The 17,494-nt window shown below is 65.3% G+C and carries 14 protein-coding genes; 6 read left to right on the forward strand and 8 right to left on the reverse strand.

The genetic code is table 11. The annotated features are described in order from the left end of the window. Window positions 1–67 precede the first annotated feature (67 nt). Window positions 68–391: a WhiB family transcriptional regulator gene (locus G8767_RS07520; RefSeq protein WP_095969131.1), complete on the reverse strand. Its 324-nt coding sequence runs from the start codon at window positions 389–391 to the stop codon at window positions 68–70. Window positions 392–904: 513 nt separating this feature from the next. Beyond that, window positions 905–3,043 (reverse strand): ATP-dependent DNA helicase UvrD2, encoded by a 2,139-nt coding sequence (locus G8767_RS07525; protein WP_124566383.1) that lies wholly within the window; start codon window positions 3,041–3,043, stop codon window positions 905–907. Between the two features lie 103 nt (window positions 3,044–3,146). On the opposite strand from G8767_RS07525, the gene G8767_RS07530 reads away from it, so the two are divergent. Further along, complete coding sequence (locus G8767_RS07530; protein ID WP_003942350.1) at window positions 3,147–3,404, forward strand: mycoredoxin; 258 nt, start codon at window positions 3,147–3,149, stop codon at window positions 3,402–3,404. 30 nt (window positions 3,405–3,434) lie between these two features. Here G8767_RS07530 and nudC read toward each other — a convergent pair whose 3' ends face one another. Beyond that, window positions 3,435–4,334, reverse strand: a complete 900-nt coding sequence (gene nudC, locus G8767_RS07535; RefSeq protein ID WP_166809747.1) for an NAD(+) diphosphatase — start codon at window positions 4,332–4,334, stop codon at window positions 3,435–3,437. A 38-nt stretch (window positions 4,335–4,372) separates the two neighbouring features. After that, window positions 4,373–5,440, reverse strand: a complete 1,068-nt coding sequence (locus tag G8767_RS07540) for a potassium channel family protein (protein WP_095969129.1) — start codon at window positions 5,438–5,440, stop codon at window positions 4,373–4,375. 157 nt (window positions 5,441–5,597) lie between these two features. Here G8767_RS07540 and G8767_RS07545 point away from each other — a divergent pair, with 157 nt between their 5' ends. Continuing rightward, window positions 5,598–5,999, forward strand: coding sequence for a hypothetical protein (locus G8767_RS07545; protein ID WP_095969128.1), 402 nt, complete (start codon window positions 5,598–5,600; stop codon window positions 5,997–5,999). Here the strand turns inward: G8767_RS07545 and G8767_RS07550 are convergent. After that, the gene (locus G8767_RS07550) at window positions 5,996–9,388 is read right to left on the reverse strand and encodes an ATP-dependent DNA helicase (protein ID WP_166809748.1); all 3,393 of its coding nucleotides are present in this window, start codon (window positions 9,386–9,388) and stop codon (window positions 5,996–5,998) included. The genes G8767_RS07545 and G8767_RS07550 overlap by 4 nt on opposite strands. Next, entirely contained in the window at window positions 9,389–12,751 is a 3,363-nt protein-coding gene (locus G8767_RS07555; RefSeq protein ID WP_166809749.1) for an ATP-dependent DNA helicase, read from the reverse strand. A 52-nt stretch (window positions 12,752–12,803) separates the two neighbouring features. On the opposite strand from G8767_RS07555, the gene G8767_RS07560 reads away from it, so the two are divergent. The 3 genes from G8767_RS07560 to G8767_RS07570 are packed head-to-tail and all read left to right on the forward strand — an operon-like array spanning window position 12,804 to window position 15,694. Beyond that, the gene (locus tag G8767_RS07560; protein ID WP_166809750.1) at window positions 12,804–13,592 is read left to right on the forward strand and encodes an alpha/beta hydrolase; all 789 of its coding nucleotides are present in this window, start codon (window positions 12,804–12,806) and stop codon (window positions 13,590–13,592) included. Window positions 13,593–13,602: 10 nt separating this feature from the next. Beyond that, on the forward strand, window positions 13,603–13,899 hold the full coding sequence (locus G8767_RS07565) for an MGMT family protein (protein WP_095969124.1): 297 nt from the start codon (window positions 13,603–13,605) through the stop codon (window positions 13,897–13,899). Between the two features lie 49 nt (window positions 13,900–13,948). Then, on the forward strand, window positions 13,949–15,694 hold the full coding sequence (locus G8767_RS07570; protein WP_166809751.1) for an NTP transferase domain-containing protein: 1,746 nt from the start codon (window positions 13,949–13,951) through the stop codon (window positions 15,692–15,694). A 5-nt stretch (window positions 15,695–15,699) separates the two neighbouring features. On the opposite strand, the gene G8767_RS07575 is transcribed toward G8767_RS07570, so the two are convergent. Both G8767_RS07575 and G8767_RS07580 read right to left on the reverse strand, forming a co-directional pair. Continuing rightward, window positions 15,700–16,053 (reverse strand): hypothetical protein, encoded by a 354-nt coding sequence (locus tag G8767_RS07575; protein WP_095969123.1) that lies wholly within the window; start codon window positions 16,051–16,053, stop codon window positions 15,700–15,702. Beyond that, window positions 16,050–16,628, reverse strand: coding sequence for a hypothetical protein (locus G8767_RS07580; protein WP_124566388.1), 579 nt, complete (start codon window positions 16,626–16,628; stop codon window positions 16,050–16,052). Before G8767_RS07580 ends, G8767_RS07575 begins: the two co-directional genes overlap by 4 nt. Window positions 16,629–16,717: 89 nt before the next feature. Between G8767_RS07580 and G8767_RS07585 the strand changes: the two genes are divergently transcribed. After that, window positions 16,718–17,485, forward strand: coding sequence for a hypothetical protein (locus tag G8767_RS07585; protein WP_095969121.1), 768 nt, complete (start codon window positions 16,718–16,720; stop codon window positions 17,483–17,485). The last annotated feature ends 9 nt before the right edge of the window (window positions 17,486–17,494 follow it).

Below are 17,494 nucleotides of genomic sequence, written 5' to 3' on the forward strand. Positions count from 1 at the left end.
ACACCGGCTCCGCCGCCTAAGACACCGGCTCCGCCGCCTGAGACACCGGCTCCGCCGAACAGGGCTCTCACGCGCACACAAGTTGCTTGCGTGGGCGCCCTCTCGGTCTCTTGCGCGCTATGACGGCCCCCTGATCGAGGATCTCGCCTCCCCACACCCCCCATGGCTCGGCGCGGTCGAGAGCCGCACTGAGACAACGGGAACGGATGGGGCACTGCGCGCACAGTGCCTTGGCCTGCTCGAGTTCGGCCGGAGCTTCGGCGAACCAGAGATCGGGGTTGGATGCCCGGCACGGCAGGTCGCGGCGGGTGGACGCGGCCTCGATGAACGTGACTGCAGCCGAAGTGACGTCGGTGGAAGTTACTGCAGTGGTGGAGTTTTCGGATTCCACGCGGATTGTCTGGGCAGACAACTCGGTCTCCTAGTGCTCGGATGCGAAACTGTGTCGCACGATATGGGTTCGATGGGTGCGAACCTGAGCCGAGTCGGAAACCAGATCAAGAGGAGTATCCAACACAAAGGCCACGGTCCGCAGGGGCTGCGGGTCCGTGGCCGTAAGTGAACGGATGTGTCCTACCGAGGAATACCTCGATGGCTTAAGAACACGGACTCGACAGCTGCTTTCTTTGCTGCTGCTTGAGGGCGCAGGCGGAACGCATGCTGCGCCCATCCCGCTGCACGCGGCAGCATGGGGGCGGCAACAGCGAACTTTGCGCTTGCGCACGCTTCGTAAGAGATCAAGTTCGTCATTTTTTTGCCACCTCCATTTCGTGTCGGTCCGGATAGTTTCTGCGCACAGGTTGCCCCGTAACACTGAAAACCAGAGTAGAGAATCCGTCGAATCTGCACAACCTATTTTTTACCTGCGGTTATGCAACTCACGGTTGTCGATTCGGATGTGTTGTCAGATATCGAGTGTTGCCGCTCGCAGTTCACCGCGAATGACAGCTAGTACGTCTTCGCCGAAATTGTCGAGTTTCTTCGGCCCGATTCCGGGAATCGAGACCAGTCCACGATTGTCTTGTGGTCGTTGTTCGGCAATAGCCATCAGCGTGTTGTCGCTGAAGACGACATAAGCCGGAACTTTGAGTTCTCGGGATTTGTCCAGACGCCAAGCCTTGAGATGTTCGAGCAATTCCAGGTCGACATTGGACGGGCACTTCTCGCAGCGTCCGAGCATTGTCGCCGACGTCCCGATCAACGGTTTGCCGCAGACTCGGCAACGCGGACGCTTCTTGTTCCCCGACGACGGCGCGGCTACGCGTGAAGCCGGTGAGTCCTCGGGAATGAGCCCGTTGAGGAACCTCGACCGGCGACGGGACTTGCGGCCACCCTCGTTGCGAGCCAATGCCCACGACAGCTGCAGATGCTCGCGGGCGCGAGTAACCCCCACGTACAGAAGCCGACGCTCCTCCTCCACGGCGACGTCGTCGGCGCCCGAATTGGCGTCGCCGAGAACGTGTTGGATCGGCAGCGTGCCGTCATTGAGGCCGACCAGGAACACCGCATCCCATTCGAGGCCCTTGGCGGCGTGAAGCGAAGCCAACGTCACGCCCTGCACGGTCGGTGGGTGCCGCGCCTCGGCTCGGGCTGTGAGCTCTTGTAGAAGCCCGGTGAGCGACAGTTCGGGTTCGTGGACGAGTTGTTCTTCGGTCAGCGCCACGAGAGCCGAGAGCGACGCCCAGCGCTCGCGGGCCTGGGTGCCCGAAGGTTCTTCATTGGTCAGACCGAGTGGTGCGAGTACAGCACGAACCAGTGACACCAGTGCTTCGCCGTTGTCTGCGCCTTCGGGGAGGTCGTCTCGTCCGGCAGCCTGACGCAGCGCCGCCACCGCCTGACGAACCTCGGTGCGAGTGAAGAAGCCCTCGCCGCCACGCACCTGGAACGGGATGCCGAGCTTGGTGAGTGCCTGCTCGTGCGCCTCGGACTGAGCATTGATCCGGTACAGAACAGCGATCTCGGCGGCGGGGGTGCCTGCCGCGATCAGCCGTTTGATCGCCCGCGCAACCCCGAGTGCCTCGGCCGGCTCGTCGTCGAACTCCATGAACTCCGGTTCAGGGCCCGGTGCTCGTTGCCCGATCAACTGCAGGCGCGTCCCGGCGATCCGCCCGCGCGCCGCACCGATCACACGGTTGGCCAACGACACGACCTCAGGGGTGGAGCGGTAGTCCCGTTCGAGCCGAACGACGGTCGCTTCGGGGAACTTCCGGGAGAAGTCCAACAGATAGTTCGGGGTGGCGCCGGTGAAGGAGTAGATGGTCTGATTTGCATCGCCCACCACGGTCAGGTCGTCGCGGTCCCCCAGCCACGCGTCGAGCACGCGCTGCTGCAGCGGGGTGACGTCCTGATACTCGTCGACCACGAAGCATCGATACCGCTCGCGGAACTCGTCGGCAACCGTCGAATGCTCTTCGAGCGCAGCCGCTGTGTGAAGGAGGAGATCGTCGAAATCGAGGAGCATGCCGTCCTGGCCGCGAGCCTTCAGTTCTTCGTATGCCGCGTAGACCTGGGCCACCTTGGCAGCATCGACCGGCGCCTCGCGACGAATCTTGGCTATCGCGCGTGGGTAGTCCTCCGGCGCGATCAGCGACGCCTTGGACCATTCGATTTCACTGGCGAGGTCGCGGACGCTTTCCGTGCTGGTGGACAGTCCCACCCGGGCCGCGGCACTGCTCACGACCGCGAACTTTCGATCGAGCAGACGCCACGGCGTGTCACCGACCACCTGCGGCCAGAAGTACTTCAGTTGCCGGAGGGCGGCCGCGTGGAAGGTACGAGCCTGCACCTGCGGCCCACTCCCACCGACGCCGAGCTCACGAAGACGCCCGCGCATTTCCCCGGCCGCGCGCGCGGTGAATGTCACGGCAAGCACCTGCCCGGCCGACACATGACCGTCGGCAACCAGATGAGCGATCCGGCGCGTGATCGTTCGGGTTTTGCCTGTTCCAGCGCCCGCGAGGACGCACACCGGGCCGCGTGGCGCGAGCACGGCGGCCGATTGTTCTGGATCCAGTCCGGTGTCCGCAGGCATGGGGACCATCATGGCAGGACGTTCCGACACTCCGAACGCCGCGCCCGACGGTATGTGGGCAAGAGAACACGGCCCGATACGGAACAACGCTCACGGTCGTGGTGTTATATCGGCCGTGACTTCTACCGAAAATGCGCCTGCCCTGACCATCTACTCGACCACATGGTGCGGCTACTGCCGCCGCCTCAAGACGCAGCTCAATGCGTCGGGGATCGAGTACACCGAGATCGACATCGAGAACGATCCGGCGGCAGCCGATTTCGTCGGCAGCGTCAACGGTGGCAATCACGTCGTTCCGACCGTGAAGTACGGCGACGGCAGCGTCGCGACCAACCCGTCGCTCAACCAGGTGAAGCAGGCCCTGGGTCTGTAGATCTTCTCCGGCTGCTACTTGACCCGGCTCTTACTTGACCCAGCTCTCGAGCATTCCGCGAGCGATGGAGATCGACCCGGGCAGCAGCAGTGGCGCGTCCGCTTCCGAACCCCAGTCGCCGAGTTCGAGAGCGGAACGCACCTCGTCCTTCGTGAACCAGGTGCCCTCGGCGATCTCGCCGTCCGCGAACAGAAGCGGAGCGGCGGGGTCGCCGATTGCGGCGAAGCCCAACATGACCGATCGAGGGAACGGCCAGGGCTGGCTCCCGAGGTATCGAACGCTGTGCACGTCGATACCGACTTCTTCCTTGATCTCGCGGACAACGCAGGTTTCGAGAGACTCACCGGCCTCGACGAATCCCGCGAGAATCGAGAAACGCCGCTGCGGCCAGGTCGGCTGACGCGCGAGTAGAACTCGATCGCCGCCGTCGTGCACCAGGCAGATGACCGCCGGATCCGTTCGGGGAAACTCCTCGTGACCGGTGGACGTGGAAATGCGTGACCATCCGGACATGGTGGGTTCACTCGGTGCGCCGTCGATAGCGCTGAATCCGGCACTGTCGTGCCAGTTGAGGATCGCGACGGCGCCGGTCAACAAGCCGGCGTCCGCGTCGTCGAGTGTTCCGCCGAGCATCCGCAGTTCGGACAACGCGCCGGCGAGCAGCGACACTCGCACCGCCCAGACGTGGCGATTCTCCCGAATTCCCAGGAACACCGCGCCGCGCACCGGCTCGGGCCCCAACTCGGTTGCCTCGGCGAAGACCAATTGACCTTCCGGCGACACCTTGACCTGCCCCCGTGAATTCACACGAAGGAGCAGCGCATCCGCCCAACCCGTCGTCAGTGCAGCGGCATCCGACCGCAATTCCTCGGCGCGGCCGACGCTCGAGCGTGAGAGCAGCGGTGTTTCGGTCAGCTGGAAGTCGTTCACGCTCACGACATTACTGCGCGCACGAAGCTCGGTAACACTCAGTTCGTGACGCGGCGGATGTACAGCAGGCGATCGTTCTCCTCCACAGCGTCCACCTCGGGCGAACCGACGCGAACCAGGCGGCCGTCGCGAACGACGCCGAGCACGATGTCGGAGAGATGACGCGGAGAGCCGCCGACCTCGTCGCGCTCGACGGCGCGCTCGGCGATCGCGAATCCGGCTTCCGGGGTCAGAAGGTCTTCGATCATCTCCACGACAGTCGGCGTCGTGGTCGCGATGCCGAGGAGCCGACCTGCCGTCTCCGAGGAGACGACGACGGAGTCCGCACCGGACTGACGCAGCAGATGCGCGTTGTCGGCTTCACGGATGGCCGCGGCAATCTTCGCTTTCGGTGCGATTTCCCTCGCAGTCAGGGTCACCAGAACGGCGGTGTCGTCACGATTCGTGGCCACGATGATCGACGACGCGTTCTGTGCGCCGGCCAAGCGAAGTACGTCCGACTTCGTCGCCGAACCGAACACCGTCACCAGGCCCTTGCTCGCCGCGGAATCGAGGACGGTCTGATCGGTGTCCACGACCACGATCTCCGACGCCGGTACTCCGTCACCGAGCATTGCTTCGATTGCCGTCCGCCCCTTGGTCCCGTATCCGACGACGACGGTGTGATTACGCACGTGCTGCCTCCAACGCTGAATTTTGAACGCCTGACGCGAACTCTCGGTCAGAGCTGAAAGTGTGGTTCCGACCAACACGATCAAGAAGAAGATTCGAAGTGGCGTGATCAACAGGACGTTGACCAGGCGCGCCGACGGCGTGAACGGAGTGATGTCGCCGTAGCCGGTGGTCGAAAGCGAAACCGTCGCATAGTAGATGCAGTCGAGCAGCGAAAGCTCGTTGTCCTGCGCGTCGCGGTATCCGGCGCGATCGATGTACACGATCAAGACGGCGGCGGCGAGAGCACCGAGAGCGATGAGAACTCGCTTGTAGATGGCCCGCGCCGGGCTGGTCTGTAGCTGGGGAATGCGCAGCACCCCGACAAGGGCGAAGTCAGGCTGATCGGTCAATGCTTCCGACCTGGTCAAACGCGCCCGGAGCTTACCGGCCATACATCGACTCTCTCACTCGAATTTACGAAATAACTACACGGACATCGGCAGGCAGCGTAACCCTCGAAGATCGACTTCGGAACTCGGGCGCCCATTAGCGCACCGGTTGTGGGCGCCGATACTGGCAAGAAGGTCCACCGTGAGGCAGGCTGGGCAAATGCCTTTCACCAGTTCGACGTCCACTCCCAGCCAAGCAGCAGCTCTTCGCTTGTCGGCCCTCCTACTCGGCGCCGGCACCATGCATTTCGTAGCGCCTTCCTTCTTCGACAGCACCGTTCCGCGCCAGCTGCCCGGCCAAGCGCGCACATACACCCAGGTGTCGGGCGTCGCGGAACTGGCGATCGGCGCTGCCTTGGCCGTGCCGAAGACCCGCAAGCTCGGCGCGGGCCTTGCCGCCGCGCTCTTTGTTGCCGTGTTCCCGGCCAACATCCAGATGGCGATCGACTGGTGCCGAAGCCCGAAGACGTCCACACCGCAGAAGATCGGTTCGATCGCACGTCTCCCCCTGCAGGTTCCGCTGGTGACCGAAGCACTCAAGGCTCGTCGAAACGCAAGCTAATCTTGCGCGCCTGCCGTTCGGATGAGGCGAGCGAGAGCCTCACCGTCCGGCAGGTTCTCGGGGGCGATGGTGCGACCCGATCGAACGTAGTGAAACGCCGCCCGCACCTTGTCGGCGGGAAACTGTTCGTTGCGCCCGGCCGAACGAGCTCTGGCCGACATCAATTCGGCCCAGGCCACCCGGTACGCGGCCAACTGCATGACAACAGCGTCCTCGTTGGCGGCCGACGGTTCGGCACCGGTCTTCCAGTCGATCACCGTCCACCCGCCGTCGGGATCGGCGAACACCGCATCGATCCGACCTCGCAAAACCGTTCCGGCAATGGATGTTTCGAAGGGAACCTCCACTTCGATCGGACTGCGATTGGCCCACGGGGACCGCAGGAACGCATCCTGAAGCTTCACCAGATCGGTCTCGGGCCCCGCGCCGGTATCCGCGGCGCCTGGTAGCTCGTCGAGATCCAACAGCCGGGTCGCACCGAACCTTCGCTCGATCCAGGCGTGAAAAGCCGTGCCTCGCCGAGCGAGCGGATTCGGTGGGTACGGCAGTGGCCTACGAAGCCGTGCCGCGAGTTCGTCCGGATCTGCCTTGAGGTCGACGAGTTGAGTCACCGAAAGCTGCGCCGGGAGAATCACTTCGGCACGCGCGTTCGCCCGGGCTTCACGCTCGGCCAGGAGCACGTCGACGTCCGAGGCCCAGTTCTCCGGATCGTCCTCCGGTTCTTCCGTCTCCTCGCTGTCGTTCGGCAGCGATGCGAGAGCGGACAGGACGCTCGCGGCTCCGGCCTCGACGGCGCCGCGGCGCGCACCCAGCGGATCTGGCGGCCACTGCGCGGTTCGGGGCGTGGAGGCCAACGGGTTCTCGGTGTCGGGTTCCGGGGCCGGTGCCCATTCCTCCACGACGCCGATCGCACGGTGCGAGTCTGCTTCAGCGGGATCGTTTTCGGCAGTGACCATCTGCTGCAGCTCGTCCAGGAACTCCGAAGGCCCCTTCGGTTCCGAACCGGATTCCGCCCAGTGGTGAGCCGAGATGAACAGCGCCCGTTCGGTTCTGGTCAGCGCGACGTAGAACAACCGCCGATCCTCGTCCAGTCGACGGTTGGACAGCGCCTTCTTGTGCGCCGTGATGGCGTTCTCGAGGTCCTTGCGGTTGTACAGCTCTTCGAGGTCGAGCACGGGCACACCGTCCGCCGAATCCGCGTCGACGGCCCGGTCACCGCGCAACGACGGTGGCAGTTCGGCGAGCGCCCCGAGCCACGATCCGGACGCTGTGGACGAGGGGAAAACCCCGTCGCTGACATGCGGGATCGCCACCACTTCCCATTCGAGCCCTTTCGCCGAGTGCACGGTCAAGATCTGGACCCGATCCGGCGCCACCTCCACTTCGCCTGGCGTGAGGCCCTTTTCGATCTGTTCGGCTGCCGCGAAGAAAGCCAGCATCCCGGTCAGATTGGCCGTTGGACGCGTCGCGTAGTTAGCGACAACGTCGGCGAATGCGTCGAGATGCTCGCGGCCTGCGGTCCCGACGACACCGACGCGGGTCCGCGCGCCCGCCTCGATTCCGATCCCGAGCACCCGCTCGACCTCCGCCACCAATTCGGTGAGCGGCTGGCCGATACGTTCGCGCAACGACGCCAACTCTGCCGCTATCGCGTTGATGCGTGTGTACCCGAGAGCCGAATAGCGTTCTGCCGGGCCTGGATCGGAGATCGAGTCGACCAATCCTGCTTGCTCGGCGTTCTCCCCGGGCAGAGCATCGTGGACCGCCGAGGTGAGCGCCTCGGCGTCGGTGACCGCACCCGCCGTTCCGTATCCCGCGGAGATGGCAAGTTCGCGGGAGCGTTGAGAGAGTGCGGCGAGATCCTTCGCGCCGATCTGCCATCGCGCGCCGGTGAGCAGCCGAACGGCAGCGCTGCCCGCCAGCGGATCGGCGACCACCCGGAGCATGGCGATCACGTCCGCCACCTCCGGTGTGTGCAGGAGCCCACCGAGTCCGACCACTTCGACCGGCAGACCCTTGGACCGCAATGCTTCGGCCAGCGGAGCAGCATCGGCGTTCCGGCGGATCAACACCGCTGCCGTGGGCGTCGGGCGGTCTTCGGCACGTGCCGCCTCGTATTCTCCGGCGATCTTCTCCGCCACCCACTGACGTTCCTGTTCGACGTCGCCCAGCAACGCCAGTCGAACGTCTCCGGCGACGGCTCCGGGCCGCGCACGAAGAGTGCTGACAGCCACGCCGCGTCGACGCAACGGCGCCGACGACAGGTTGGCCAGCTCGAGAGCCTCCGGCGGGTTACGCCAACTGGTGAGCAGTTCGAGTGTCGGAGCCGGTTTTCCGTTGGCAAGCGGGAAGTCGGTTGCGAACCGCGGCAGGTTGGCCGCCGACGCGCCGCGCCAACCGTAGATCGACTGCATCGGATCACCGACGGCCGTCAACGCCAAGCGGCCGTCGGCTCCCCCACCGAACAACGAGGACAACAACACTCGCTGAGCGTGGCCGGTGTCCTGGTACTCGTCGAGAAGAACTACCCGAAAGCGCTCACGCTCGGTTTGCCCGACCTCGGGATGCTCGGCGGCGACCCGTGCCGACAACGACATCTGACTTCCGAAGTCCAACGCCCCCTCACGCCGCAGTGTCTCACCCAACCGGGCGACGAGAGGCAGCAACTCGATCCGTTTATGTTGCACGTCAAGGTAATTCAAGAGCTCTTTGCTCGGTCCACCCCGCTGTTTCGGGCCGGCAGGCAGAGTGTGGATCAGCTTGTCCAACTCGGTGTGTGCCTCGAGCAACTGCTCGGGATCGACCAGATGCTCCGCCAACTGACCGGAAAGGGCCAGGACGGTTTCGGTGATGGACCCAGGATTCTTGTCGGTGTCCAGATCGCTGTCCCAACCGCTCACGACGCGGTGCGCAACCTGCCACAGTTCGGTCTCCGACAACAGCGTCGCCGAGGGCTCGATGGGCAAGAGGAGTCCGTGTTCGGACAGCAACCGTCCCGCGTACGCGTGGTAGGTACTGACTTCGGGTTCGCCGGCCAGAATCCGGGAACGCACTCCGCCGGTGGGGTCGAGTGCCCGCAGAACGTCCGAACCCGCCAGCCGCGCCAAGCGCTTGCGGATTCGCGAGGTGAGCTGTTGCGCCGCTTTACGCGTGAAGGTGAGGCCCAGAACCGCCTCGGGATCGACGAAGCCGTTGGCCACCAGCCACACGACGCGAGCAGCCATCGTTTCGGTCTTACCGGCACCGGCACCGGCGACCACCAACGTCGGACCGAGCGGTGCGGCGATCACTGCCGCCTGCTCGGGCGTCGGCGGGTGCTGACCGAGCGCAACCGCCAGGTCGACAGGGTCGATCTTCGGTCGGCGTGCCTTGGGCGTTGCGGCAGCCACTTAGTTACTCACCTGTCGTCCCTCGTCGTGTGCCGGGCAACTCGACCGCACCGGGCAATGTCTACATCCGTCGTTGACGCGGGCCAGGTATTCGGGCCCCTGCGTCGCTGCCGCAGCATTGTGAATGACGTCTCGCCACATCTCGACGGCCTCGGCAGTCAGCGGCGGCTGAACTCGCTGCGCCGCACCGTCTTTCTTGTTGGACTTGGCCACGAATACCAGGCGTGCACCGCCGGGTTGTGTGGCCGGTTCGCCTGCAATCGCACCTTCGGCCGCTGCGACCTGGTACGCCGCCAACTGCGCGTGAGATTGCGCGGCCTCGTTGCTGACGGGGTTTCGCGCAGTCTTGACGTCGACAACCACCGGACGACCTTCGGTGTCGCGCTCGAGCCGGTCGATCCGGCCGCGAAGCTTGACCGCGGGCGCTCCTTCTTCGCGCGGTTCGAGGACCCCCTCGACCGCGACCTCGACGCCGACTTCGGTCAGTTCACCGCGAGTTGCATTCATCCAAGCGGTGAACGTCGCCAGCATCTCCCGAGTTCGGTTGAGCTCGCGGCGCGAATACCACTGCGACCCCAGGTCTATCGATTCCCAAGCATTTTCGAGCGCCTTCTCGACCTGGTCCGGCGGAATCCTACCGGCCAGCGCCTGGACCAGGGTATGGACGAGAGTGCCGGCGATCGCGTGGGTATTGTCTCCGTCGCTGCCGCCATGACGCTCGAACACCCATCGGAGCGGGCATGTTTCGAGAAGCTCGATGGTGGACGGCGAGAGTGACACCGGTCCGTCCTCGGGTTGCCACATGGGAGCCGCGGTGCTCGGCTCTGCTGTGCCGTACCACTGATCCGGATGCGCGCCTCGTACTCCGGCGGCAGCCAGACGCGCCAACTGGCGAGCTGCACGGGAATGCTTCTCTGGGTCGAAATGCGCGATGTCGGGATCACACACCACACTGCGAAGCTGTGCGACCAGCGCGGGCAGCGACAGAACCCGGGTATCCCCGGTCTCGGGTGCAACGACGTCGAGATCGGACGTCGGATCATCCGAATACGCGTCGCCACGGATCAACTCGTCCACGAAACGCGAAGGCACCAGATCGGTGTCACCCGAAGCCGACTCGACCGCGGTGATCAGCAGGCGACGACGAGCACGGCTACAGGCGACAAGGAACAACCGGCGTTCCTCGGCCAGCAGCGGCGCGGTTCGCGAGAGTCGTTCGGCGGCCGAGTCACTGCCGTCGGAGACTCCGTTGACCAGGTCGATCAGTGCTTCGGTACGCAGCAGCGAGCCGCGTGCCCGCAAACTCGGCCAGAGCCCCTCCTGCACACCCGCCACCGCCACGACCGCCCATTCGCGCCCCGCTGCGGCGTGAGCGCTGACCACGGTGACGGCGTCGGGAGCGATGACCGATCGGCTCCGCGAGTCGGTCGGTATCTCCTGGCTGGTCAAGTAGTCGACGAAACCGGCGAGTTGCGAACGCGGCAGCCGGTCGACGTAGTTGGCCGCGGCGTCGAAGAGCGCGACTACGGCGTCGAGGTCGCGATCGGCTTGTGAGCCGATCGGTCCCCCGCGCGCCGACGCAGCCGCCCAGCGCCGTTCGAGGCCCGTCGCCTGCCAGGCAGCCCACAGAACTTCCTCGACCCCGAGACCTCGCTCGAGCGGTACTCGGGCCTTGCGAAGGACCGACAGCACGCGATTCAGCGCAGCAGCCTCGACGTCCGTCAGTTTGCCCATGAGCCGCTTGGACTGCGCGCGATCCTCGTCGATCAGGATGAGCCGCAACAACTCCGACGAATCCCGATCACTTCCCGACGCCAACTCGACGCGGCGCAGACCACGACGCAGCCGGCGCAGGGTGACCGGTTCGGCGCCGCCGATGGGGCCGGCCATCAGGGCCAGGGCGTCGTCGCCGGTGAAGTGATCGCCGCCGAGCGCCCGGAGGACCAGCAGCAGGCCGGACACTCCGTGTTGCCGGGCGAGCGGCAACTCGGTGGCAGCAGTCGTCACGGGTACCCCCGCTGCGAGCAGAGCTCGCCGTAGCGGGGCAAGGGTGCGTGGGACCGAGCGCACGACAACCGCCATGTCGGACCACGCAATCCCGTCCAGCAGATGCGCCCGGCGCAAGGTATCTGCGACGACTGCCGCTTCCTTGGCCGTCGTACCGAGAACACGCACCGACGCCCGTCCCGGGTCCTCATCGGTGAGATCGGACGGAACCGCGATGCGGTGAGCGAGGTTGCCGGGCAGTCGCGCAGCGATCTTGGCCGCGATCGACGCGACGTCGGCATTGTTGCGAAACGTGGTGGGCAGGATGACTTGGCGCTCGTCTCCGCGCTCGGCGAGTTCGAGTAGAAAAGCCGAATCAGCACCGCGGAATCCGAAGACCGACTGATCGGGATCGCCGGCTACGACCGTGCCCGCAGTGCCGGTGCCGATCAGTCGAACCAGTTGCGCCGCCTGCGGATCCAGATGCTGTGCATCGTCGACCAGGAGGTGCCGGATACGGGCGCGCTCGGAGCGAAGGAGCTCGGGATCGGTGGCGAACGCCGTCAACGCCGCACCGATCAACTCGGCCGCGTCGAGTGCCGGCGCCGTGGCCTCCGGGGCCTCGACGCCCACGCTGCCACGCAGCAGCACACCCTGCTCGTAAGCCTCGGCGAACCGGCCGGCCGCCACCCACTCGGGGCGGCCGCGCTTCTTGCCGAGCTTGACCAGATCTTCGGGACCGAGCCCGCGCTCGTTGGCGCGCAGCATCAAGTCTCTGAGTTCGACGGCAAAACCGTTCAAACCCAGCGCAGGACGTAGGCGCTCGGGCCAGCGCAGTGCGCCGTCCTCGATGTCCCCACGCAACATCTCGCGCAGTACCGAGTCCTGCTCGGCACCGGTGATCAATCGTGGCGGCGCGTTGCCGTGTGCGGCGGCTTGGAGCCGCAGCACGGCAAAGGCGTAGGAGTGAACGGTGCGTACCAGCGGCTCACGGGTTGCCTGCGGTCCGCGTTCCTGTTCGTACCCCAGCAATCCGGCTGTGATCTGCTCACGAACCTGCGTCGCAGCCCGACGGGATTGCGTCAGCACCAGGACCGATTCGGGGTCTTCGCCACCGGAGATCCTCTGCACCGCCAGATCCACGAGAAGGGACGTCTTGCCGGTTCCGGGGCTGCCGAGTACCTGCCAGGGATTCCAGGCGTCCGCCGAGCCGAATGAAGCAGGGCCGAACGCGAGCTGGAACGGATCCTCGGACGGCGGCGCGAACAGCCGGGCCGTCCCTTCGTCCCACGTTCGGGGTGTCCGAGACGGCGCAGTTCGGTGCACCAACCGCGCCCGCGGAATGGTCACTTTGCTGCGTGTTGCCGTCTCACTCACCCAGGCATTCCACCAGAGCGCACCGACAACTCACACATCGCCTGCATCCGGCATGATTGCTCGTGTGTCTGCACTCCATACGTATCTCTACGGACCCGCCGGGGCGCCTGAGATCCTCTCGCTGCACGGCCTGACGGGTCACGGTCGACGATGGCAGTCGATGGCCGAGAACCAACTGCCCGAAGCACGCTGGATCTCGCCCGATCTACGCGGTCACGGGCGCTCGACCTGGGCTCCCCCGTGGAACCTCGAATCCCACGTGGCGAGCTTGCTGGAGACACTCGACGAACATGCCACCGGACCGGTGGTGATTCTCGCGCATTCGTTCGGCGGAATGCTGGCATTGCACCTCGCTGCCACCGAACCGGAACGCGTTCGTGGTCTCGTCCTGCTCGATCCGGCGATCGGCTTGGATCCGAATTTCATGCAGGAAGTGGCCGAACTCACAATCGGCTCACCGGATTACACCGATGCCGCCGAGGCGTACTCGGAGAAGATTCACGGCTCGTGGGGTGAGGTTCCCACCCAGGACCTCGACGTCGAGATGGCCGAGCACCTGATCCGACTGGGCAACGGGCGCGTCAACTGGCGCCTGTCCACACCGGCCGTCGTCACCGCGTGGGGAGAGCTTGCCCGCCCGATCGTGCTGCCCCCGTCGTCGATGCCCACCGTGCTGGTTCAGGCGATGAAGGTTCAGCCGCCGTACGTCACCGACGAGTTCCGAGCAGCCTTGACCGAACACCTCGGTGAAAATCTCACCAGCGTCGAATTCGACTGCGACCACATGGTCCCGCACGTGCGGGCCGACGAGGTGGCAGACCTCGTCCGAACAGTGCTCTGACGAGGCAACGATGGCAACCACCACGGAAGAGCAGATCGAAGAGGTGAGGCGGCTCATCGCCTCGATTCCCGCCGGTTTCGTGGCGACGTACGGCGACATAGCCGAAGCCGCAGGACTTTCCAGCGCTCGCACGGTCGGGTGGATCATGCGGACGGACTCTGCCGACTTGCCGTGGCACCGGGTGCTCGGCGCCTCCGGTAAACCGTCGGCACACCTGGCTCATCGTCAGATCGCCAAGCTCGAACTCGAAGGAGTACCGATCAAGGACGGTCGAATCGACCTGAAGAAAGCTCGGTATCACTTCTGATCCCGTGTCACCGGTCGTCGTCGCCCCTGCCATGGGGCAGCATGGAGACATGACCACCACGCCGCCCACCGCCGCCGTCATTCTGGCGGGTGGTCGCGGGACCCGAATGGGCGGCGTCGACAAACCCGGCATGATCGTGCACGGCCGCAGACTCCTCGACATCGCGCTGTCAGCGACGGCGCATCTCGACGCCGTCGTCGTGGTCGGCCCGCATCGACCTGAACTTGCTGCACACATCACCCAGACCCAGGAATCTCCGGCCGGCGCCGGCCCTGTCGAGGCGATCTGGGCCGGGTTGGCCGCGACCCGGTTACCCGAGAACGCCGTGGTGGTGGTGCTGGCATCCGACCTGCCGTACGTCGAGGCCGGATCGGTCGACGCGCTGATCGCTGCGACATCGACCGACAATCCGGTGACGTGTGCGGTGGACGAGAACAACCGAACCCAATTCCTGTTCTCCGCGTGGACCCTTCGCGAACTCCGACAACGCCTCGCTGCTCTGCGCCGGAGTTCGGGGCTCGAGAATCAACCGATGAAAGCGCTTGCCACCGAGCCGTTCTCGACCCTACGCGTGGCGGGCACCACCGACTGCGACACGCCGGCGGACATCGATCGCGCGAGAAGCCATCCCCGCCTGACGATCGAGCAAGCCCGCATCGTCATCACGAATGCCTTGACTCCGCTAACCCCGCACCGGGCCGATCTCGCCGACAGTCTCGGAGCAACGCTCGCGCAGCCTCTCGTCGCCCTGGGTGATCTCCCCAGGTCAGACGTTTCGGCGATGGACGGGTACGCCGTCTCCGGCGATGGTCCGTGGCGGGTGCGCACCGAGATCCGCATCGCGGGCGCCGACGGGCAACTCGACCTCCGCGAAGGCGAAGCGATCCGCATTGCCACGGGAGCTCACCTACCTGCCGGCGCTACCTCGGTGATTCGTGACGAGTACCTGTCCGTCGACGCACCGTCTCGAACACTGCGTCGACTACCGGATGCGCCGCACCGCAACGACGCTCGCCCACGAGGAGAAGACTGGAGCACCGGATTCACGATCGCTCCGACCGGTACCGCGGTGACTCCGGCGGTAATCTCCGCTGCTGCCAGTGGCGAGGTATTCGACGCCCTCGTCCGTGGCCCGGTCCGGGCACGCGTCGTAGTCACCGGCGACGAGATCCGCCGGACCGGCCCACTGCGGGAAGGTCAGACTCGCGACTCCGTGGGCGGGATTCTCCCCTACCTGCTCGAACGCAACGGCGTACGGTGCGTGTCGAATTCGCACTTGCGCGACACGGCCGACAGTTTCGAGCGTGTACTGGCTGATGCGACCGAACAGGACCTGCTTGTCGTCATCGGTGCGACGGGTGGCGGCGCTGCCGACGAAATGCGCAGTGCGCTCGATCGACTCGGCGCTCGCACGATTGTCGGGCGAGTCGCCTCGCGCCCGGGCGGATCTCAGATAACGGCGGTCCTGCCCAGTGGCCGGGTGGTTCTCGGCCTCCCCGGCAACCCGTACGCCGCGGTGACCACCCTGTTGACGATGCTGCCTACCGTCGTGGCCGCCCTGACCGGGAGCGAGACGCCTCCGCCACTGCTCGGCATCATCGAGAACGCTGCTGCGGTGAGTTCCGATGCGGTACGCCTGTTGCCGGTCACACAATCCACCGACGGCCGCTGGCGCGCCGATCCGTCTGTACGTACTGCACACCTGGCGGGGATGATCGGGCGCTCCGCGTTTGCTCTCGTTCCGGCGCACGCGCAAGACGGTGCCCTCGCCGAAGTGGTTGTCCTCCCCCGCTGATCGGGTCAGTCGTTTCGGCGCCTACGCCGGTTGACCTCCGCCATCCCGATCACGCCGACAACTATCGCGAGCACCAGGGAATACGCGCCCCACAGCACCAAGAACGGCAGCAGCCACCCGGCATCGACGGTCTGACCACGCGGTCCGACGCAATACAGCGTGAAATTGGTGGACGTACCGTCGCCGTCGGTAAAGGTATCGGAGACGACCATCGCGCTCGATGTGGGATCTTCACAGAAGATCGGCGCCAGGTGAGCCACCTGGCCGGGCCAGATCACCGAAGACAGCAGTGCGGCAAAGATTCCCACGACCACGATCACCACTACGGAGATCAGCAACGGAGCGATACGGCGGCTCACAGCGGCTGCACCAGATAAGGTGTGCCGTCAGGCTCGAAGACCACCAGCACCCGCGAGCGTGGGGATTCCACCATCACGGAAGCGTGTATCGCCTCGGTGCGAGAGACCGAGATCCCGGTGACTTCGCCGTCGTCGACACCGCTGCTCGCCAGCGCGTCGTCGACCAACTTCTCGACATTCGACAATGCCGGCACTTGATCCAGCGTGAACGATCGAGCATCGAGGTCGTCGGTGACGCTGACTTGCACGGGACTCGGCTCGCCGAGAATGACGCCGTCGAAAGAGAACCGGTCGAGCTGTGACGGCTTCCCGGGGTCTCGAACGGTGACCCCGAGCGTCTCGATCGGGCTGATGTCGACGCTGGTCACCGACACTGCGCCGACACCGTAACTGTGTGCGAGGCTGTCGAATCCGTCCCGCACCAACTCCGACGTCAGCCCACCACCACGTTCACGCATCTGGTTGTCGAAATCCATCCGATCGACGGCACCGATACATCCGCTCAGACTCGCGGCCGTCAAGGCGATCGCTACCGTCCACAGCGCCGACCGCACCTGCGAGGACGCGAGTTTCATGAGCGGAGCGTACCGCGAGTGTCCGGTTCCATCCCGGTGGACTGCGCGTCGCACGAATTACTGTCGGAGACTCGTGGGATCATCGCGCCATGAATCGTGTCGACGAAGGATTCGAACCGCCGGACGCATTGGTCGAGTGGTGCCGCTCGCGCACCTTTCCACTGCACGTCCTCGACGACGAAGCCACCGTCGACCTGGATTGGTGGAACGCACACTTGAAGGACGCCGGCCACACCATCAGCCTGCGCGGGCGTGATCTCGACGGCAAAGTGATCACCGAAGGCCGAGCCATCGTTCAACGCAACGACCTTCGCCCGTCGAGCGATCTCGTCGTCGCCGAGCATGACGGTCTCGGACTGCTGTTTCTCTGTGCGGCCTGGCAGGGCTCGCACGAGAGCAGACGGTTCACGCGGAGATTCCCCAACGTCTTCAATCCGCATCACCGCGAGGACGAGGATCCGCTGACCCAGATCACAGCCATTCTCGATCACTGTTCGAAAAACAAGTCCATGCCGGTAGTCCGACGCGACACCTGGTCGGGCTGGCCGCTCACCCCCGGTGTCGGGGTATCGCTGATGGCCGCTTTCATGTGGGCGGTAGGCGTGCAGGACGAGGGCCGACGCGCTCAGATGATCGACCAGTACGGCGTCTCGACGCTCATCCACGAGGGCTGGCTCGAGGATCCTTCCGTCACCGGCTTCACGACACGCCGCTACCGCCGGTACTGCGAACTCCTCGACAGTTGGGCCTATGCGGCCGGCACCCAACCCGAGATCGTCGAGATGTGGTTGGTGAAAAGGTGGAGTGCGCGGTTGGCCCAAGCACGCAACGACGTCAGCTCCCCCACCCTGTTCTAATCCTCGACA

Source organism: Rhodococcus sp. IC4_135, from assembly GCF_011602025.1.
Taxonomy (GTDB): domain Bacteria; phylum Actinomycetota; class Actinomycetes; order Mycobacteriales; family Mycobacteriaceae; genus Rhodococcus_F; species Rhodococcus_F baikonurensis.

What these genes read in the sequence shown, in the direction of transcription:
- G8767_RS07585 (WP_095969121.1), top strand. Translation starts at nt 16,718, where the DNA reads ATGAATCGTGTCGACGAAGGATTCGAACCGCCGGACGCATTGGTCGAG.
- G8767_RS07580 (WP_124566388.1), bottom strand. Translation starts at nt 16,628, where the DNA reads ATGAAACTCGCGTCCTCGCAGGTGCGGTCGGCGCTGTGGACGGTAGCG.
- G8767_RS07545 (WP_095969128.1), top strand. Translation starts at nt 5,598, where the DNA reads ATGCCTTTCACCAGTTCGACGTCCACTCCCAGCCAAGCAGCAGCTCTT.
- G8767_RS07525 (WP_124566383.1), bottom strand. Translation starts at nt 3,043, where the DNA reads ATGATGGTCCCCATGCCTGCGGACACCGGACTGGATCCAGAACAATCG.
- G8767_RS07560 (WP_166809750.1), top strand. Translation starts at nt 12,804, where the DNA reads ATGATTGCTCGTGTGTCTGCACTCCATACGTATCTCTACGGACCCGCC.
- G8767_RS07540 (WP_095969129.1), bottom strand. Translation starts at nt 5,440, where the DNA reads ATGGCCGGTAAGCTCCGGGCGCGTTTGACCAGGTCGGAAGCATTGACC.
- G8767_RS07570 (WP_166809751.1), top strand. Translation starts at nt 13,949, where the DNA reads ATGACCACCACGCCGCCCACCGCCGCCGTCATTCTGGCGGGTGGTCGC.
- G8767_RS07565 (WP_095969124.1), top strand. Translation starts at nt 13,603, where the DNA reads ATGGCAACCACCACGGAAGAGCAGATCGAAGAGGTGAGGCGGCTCATC.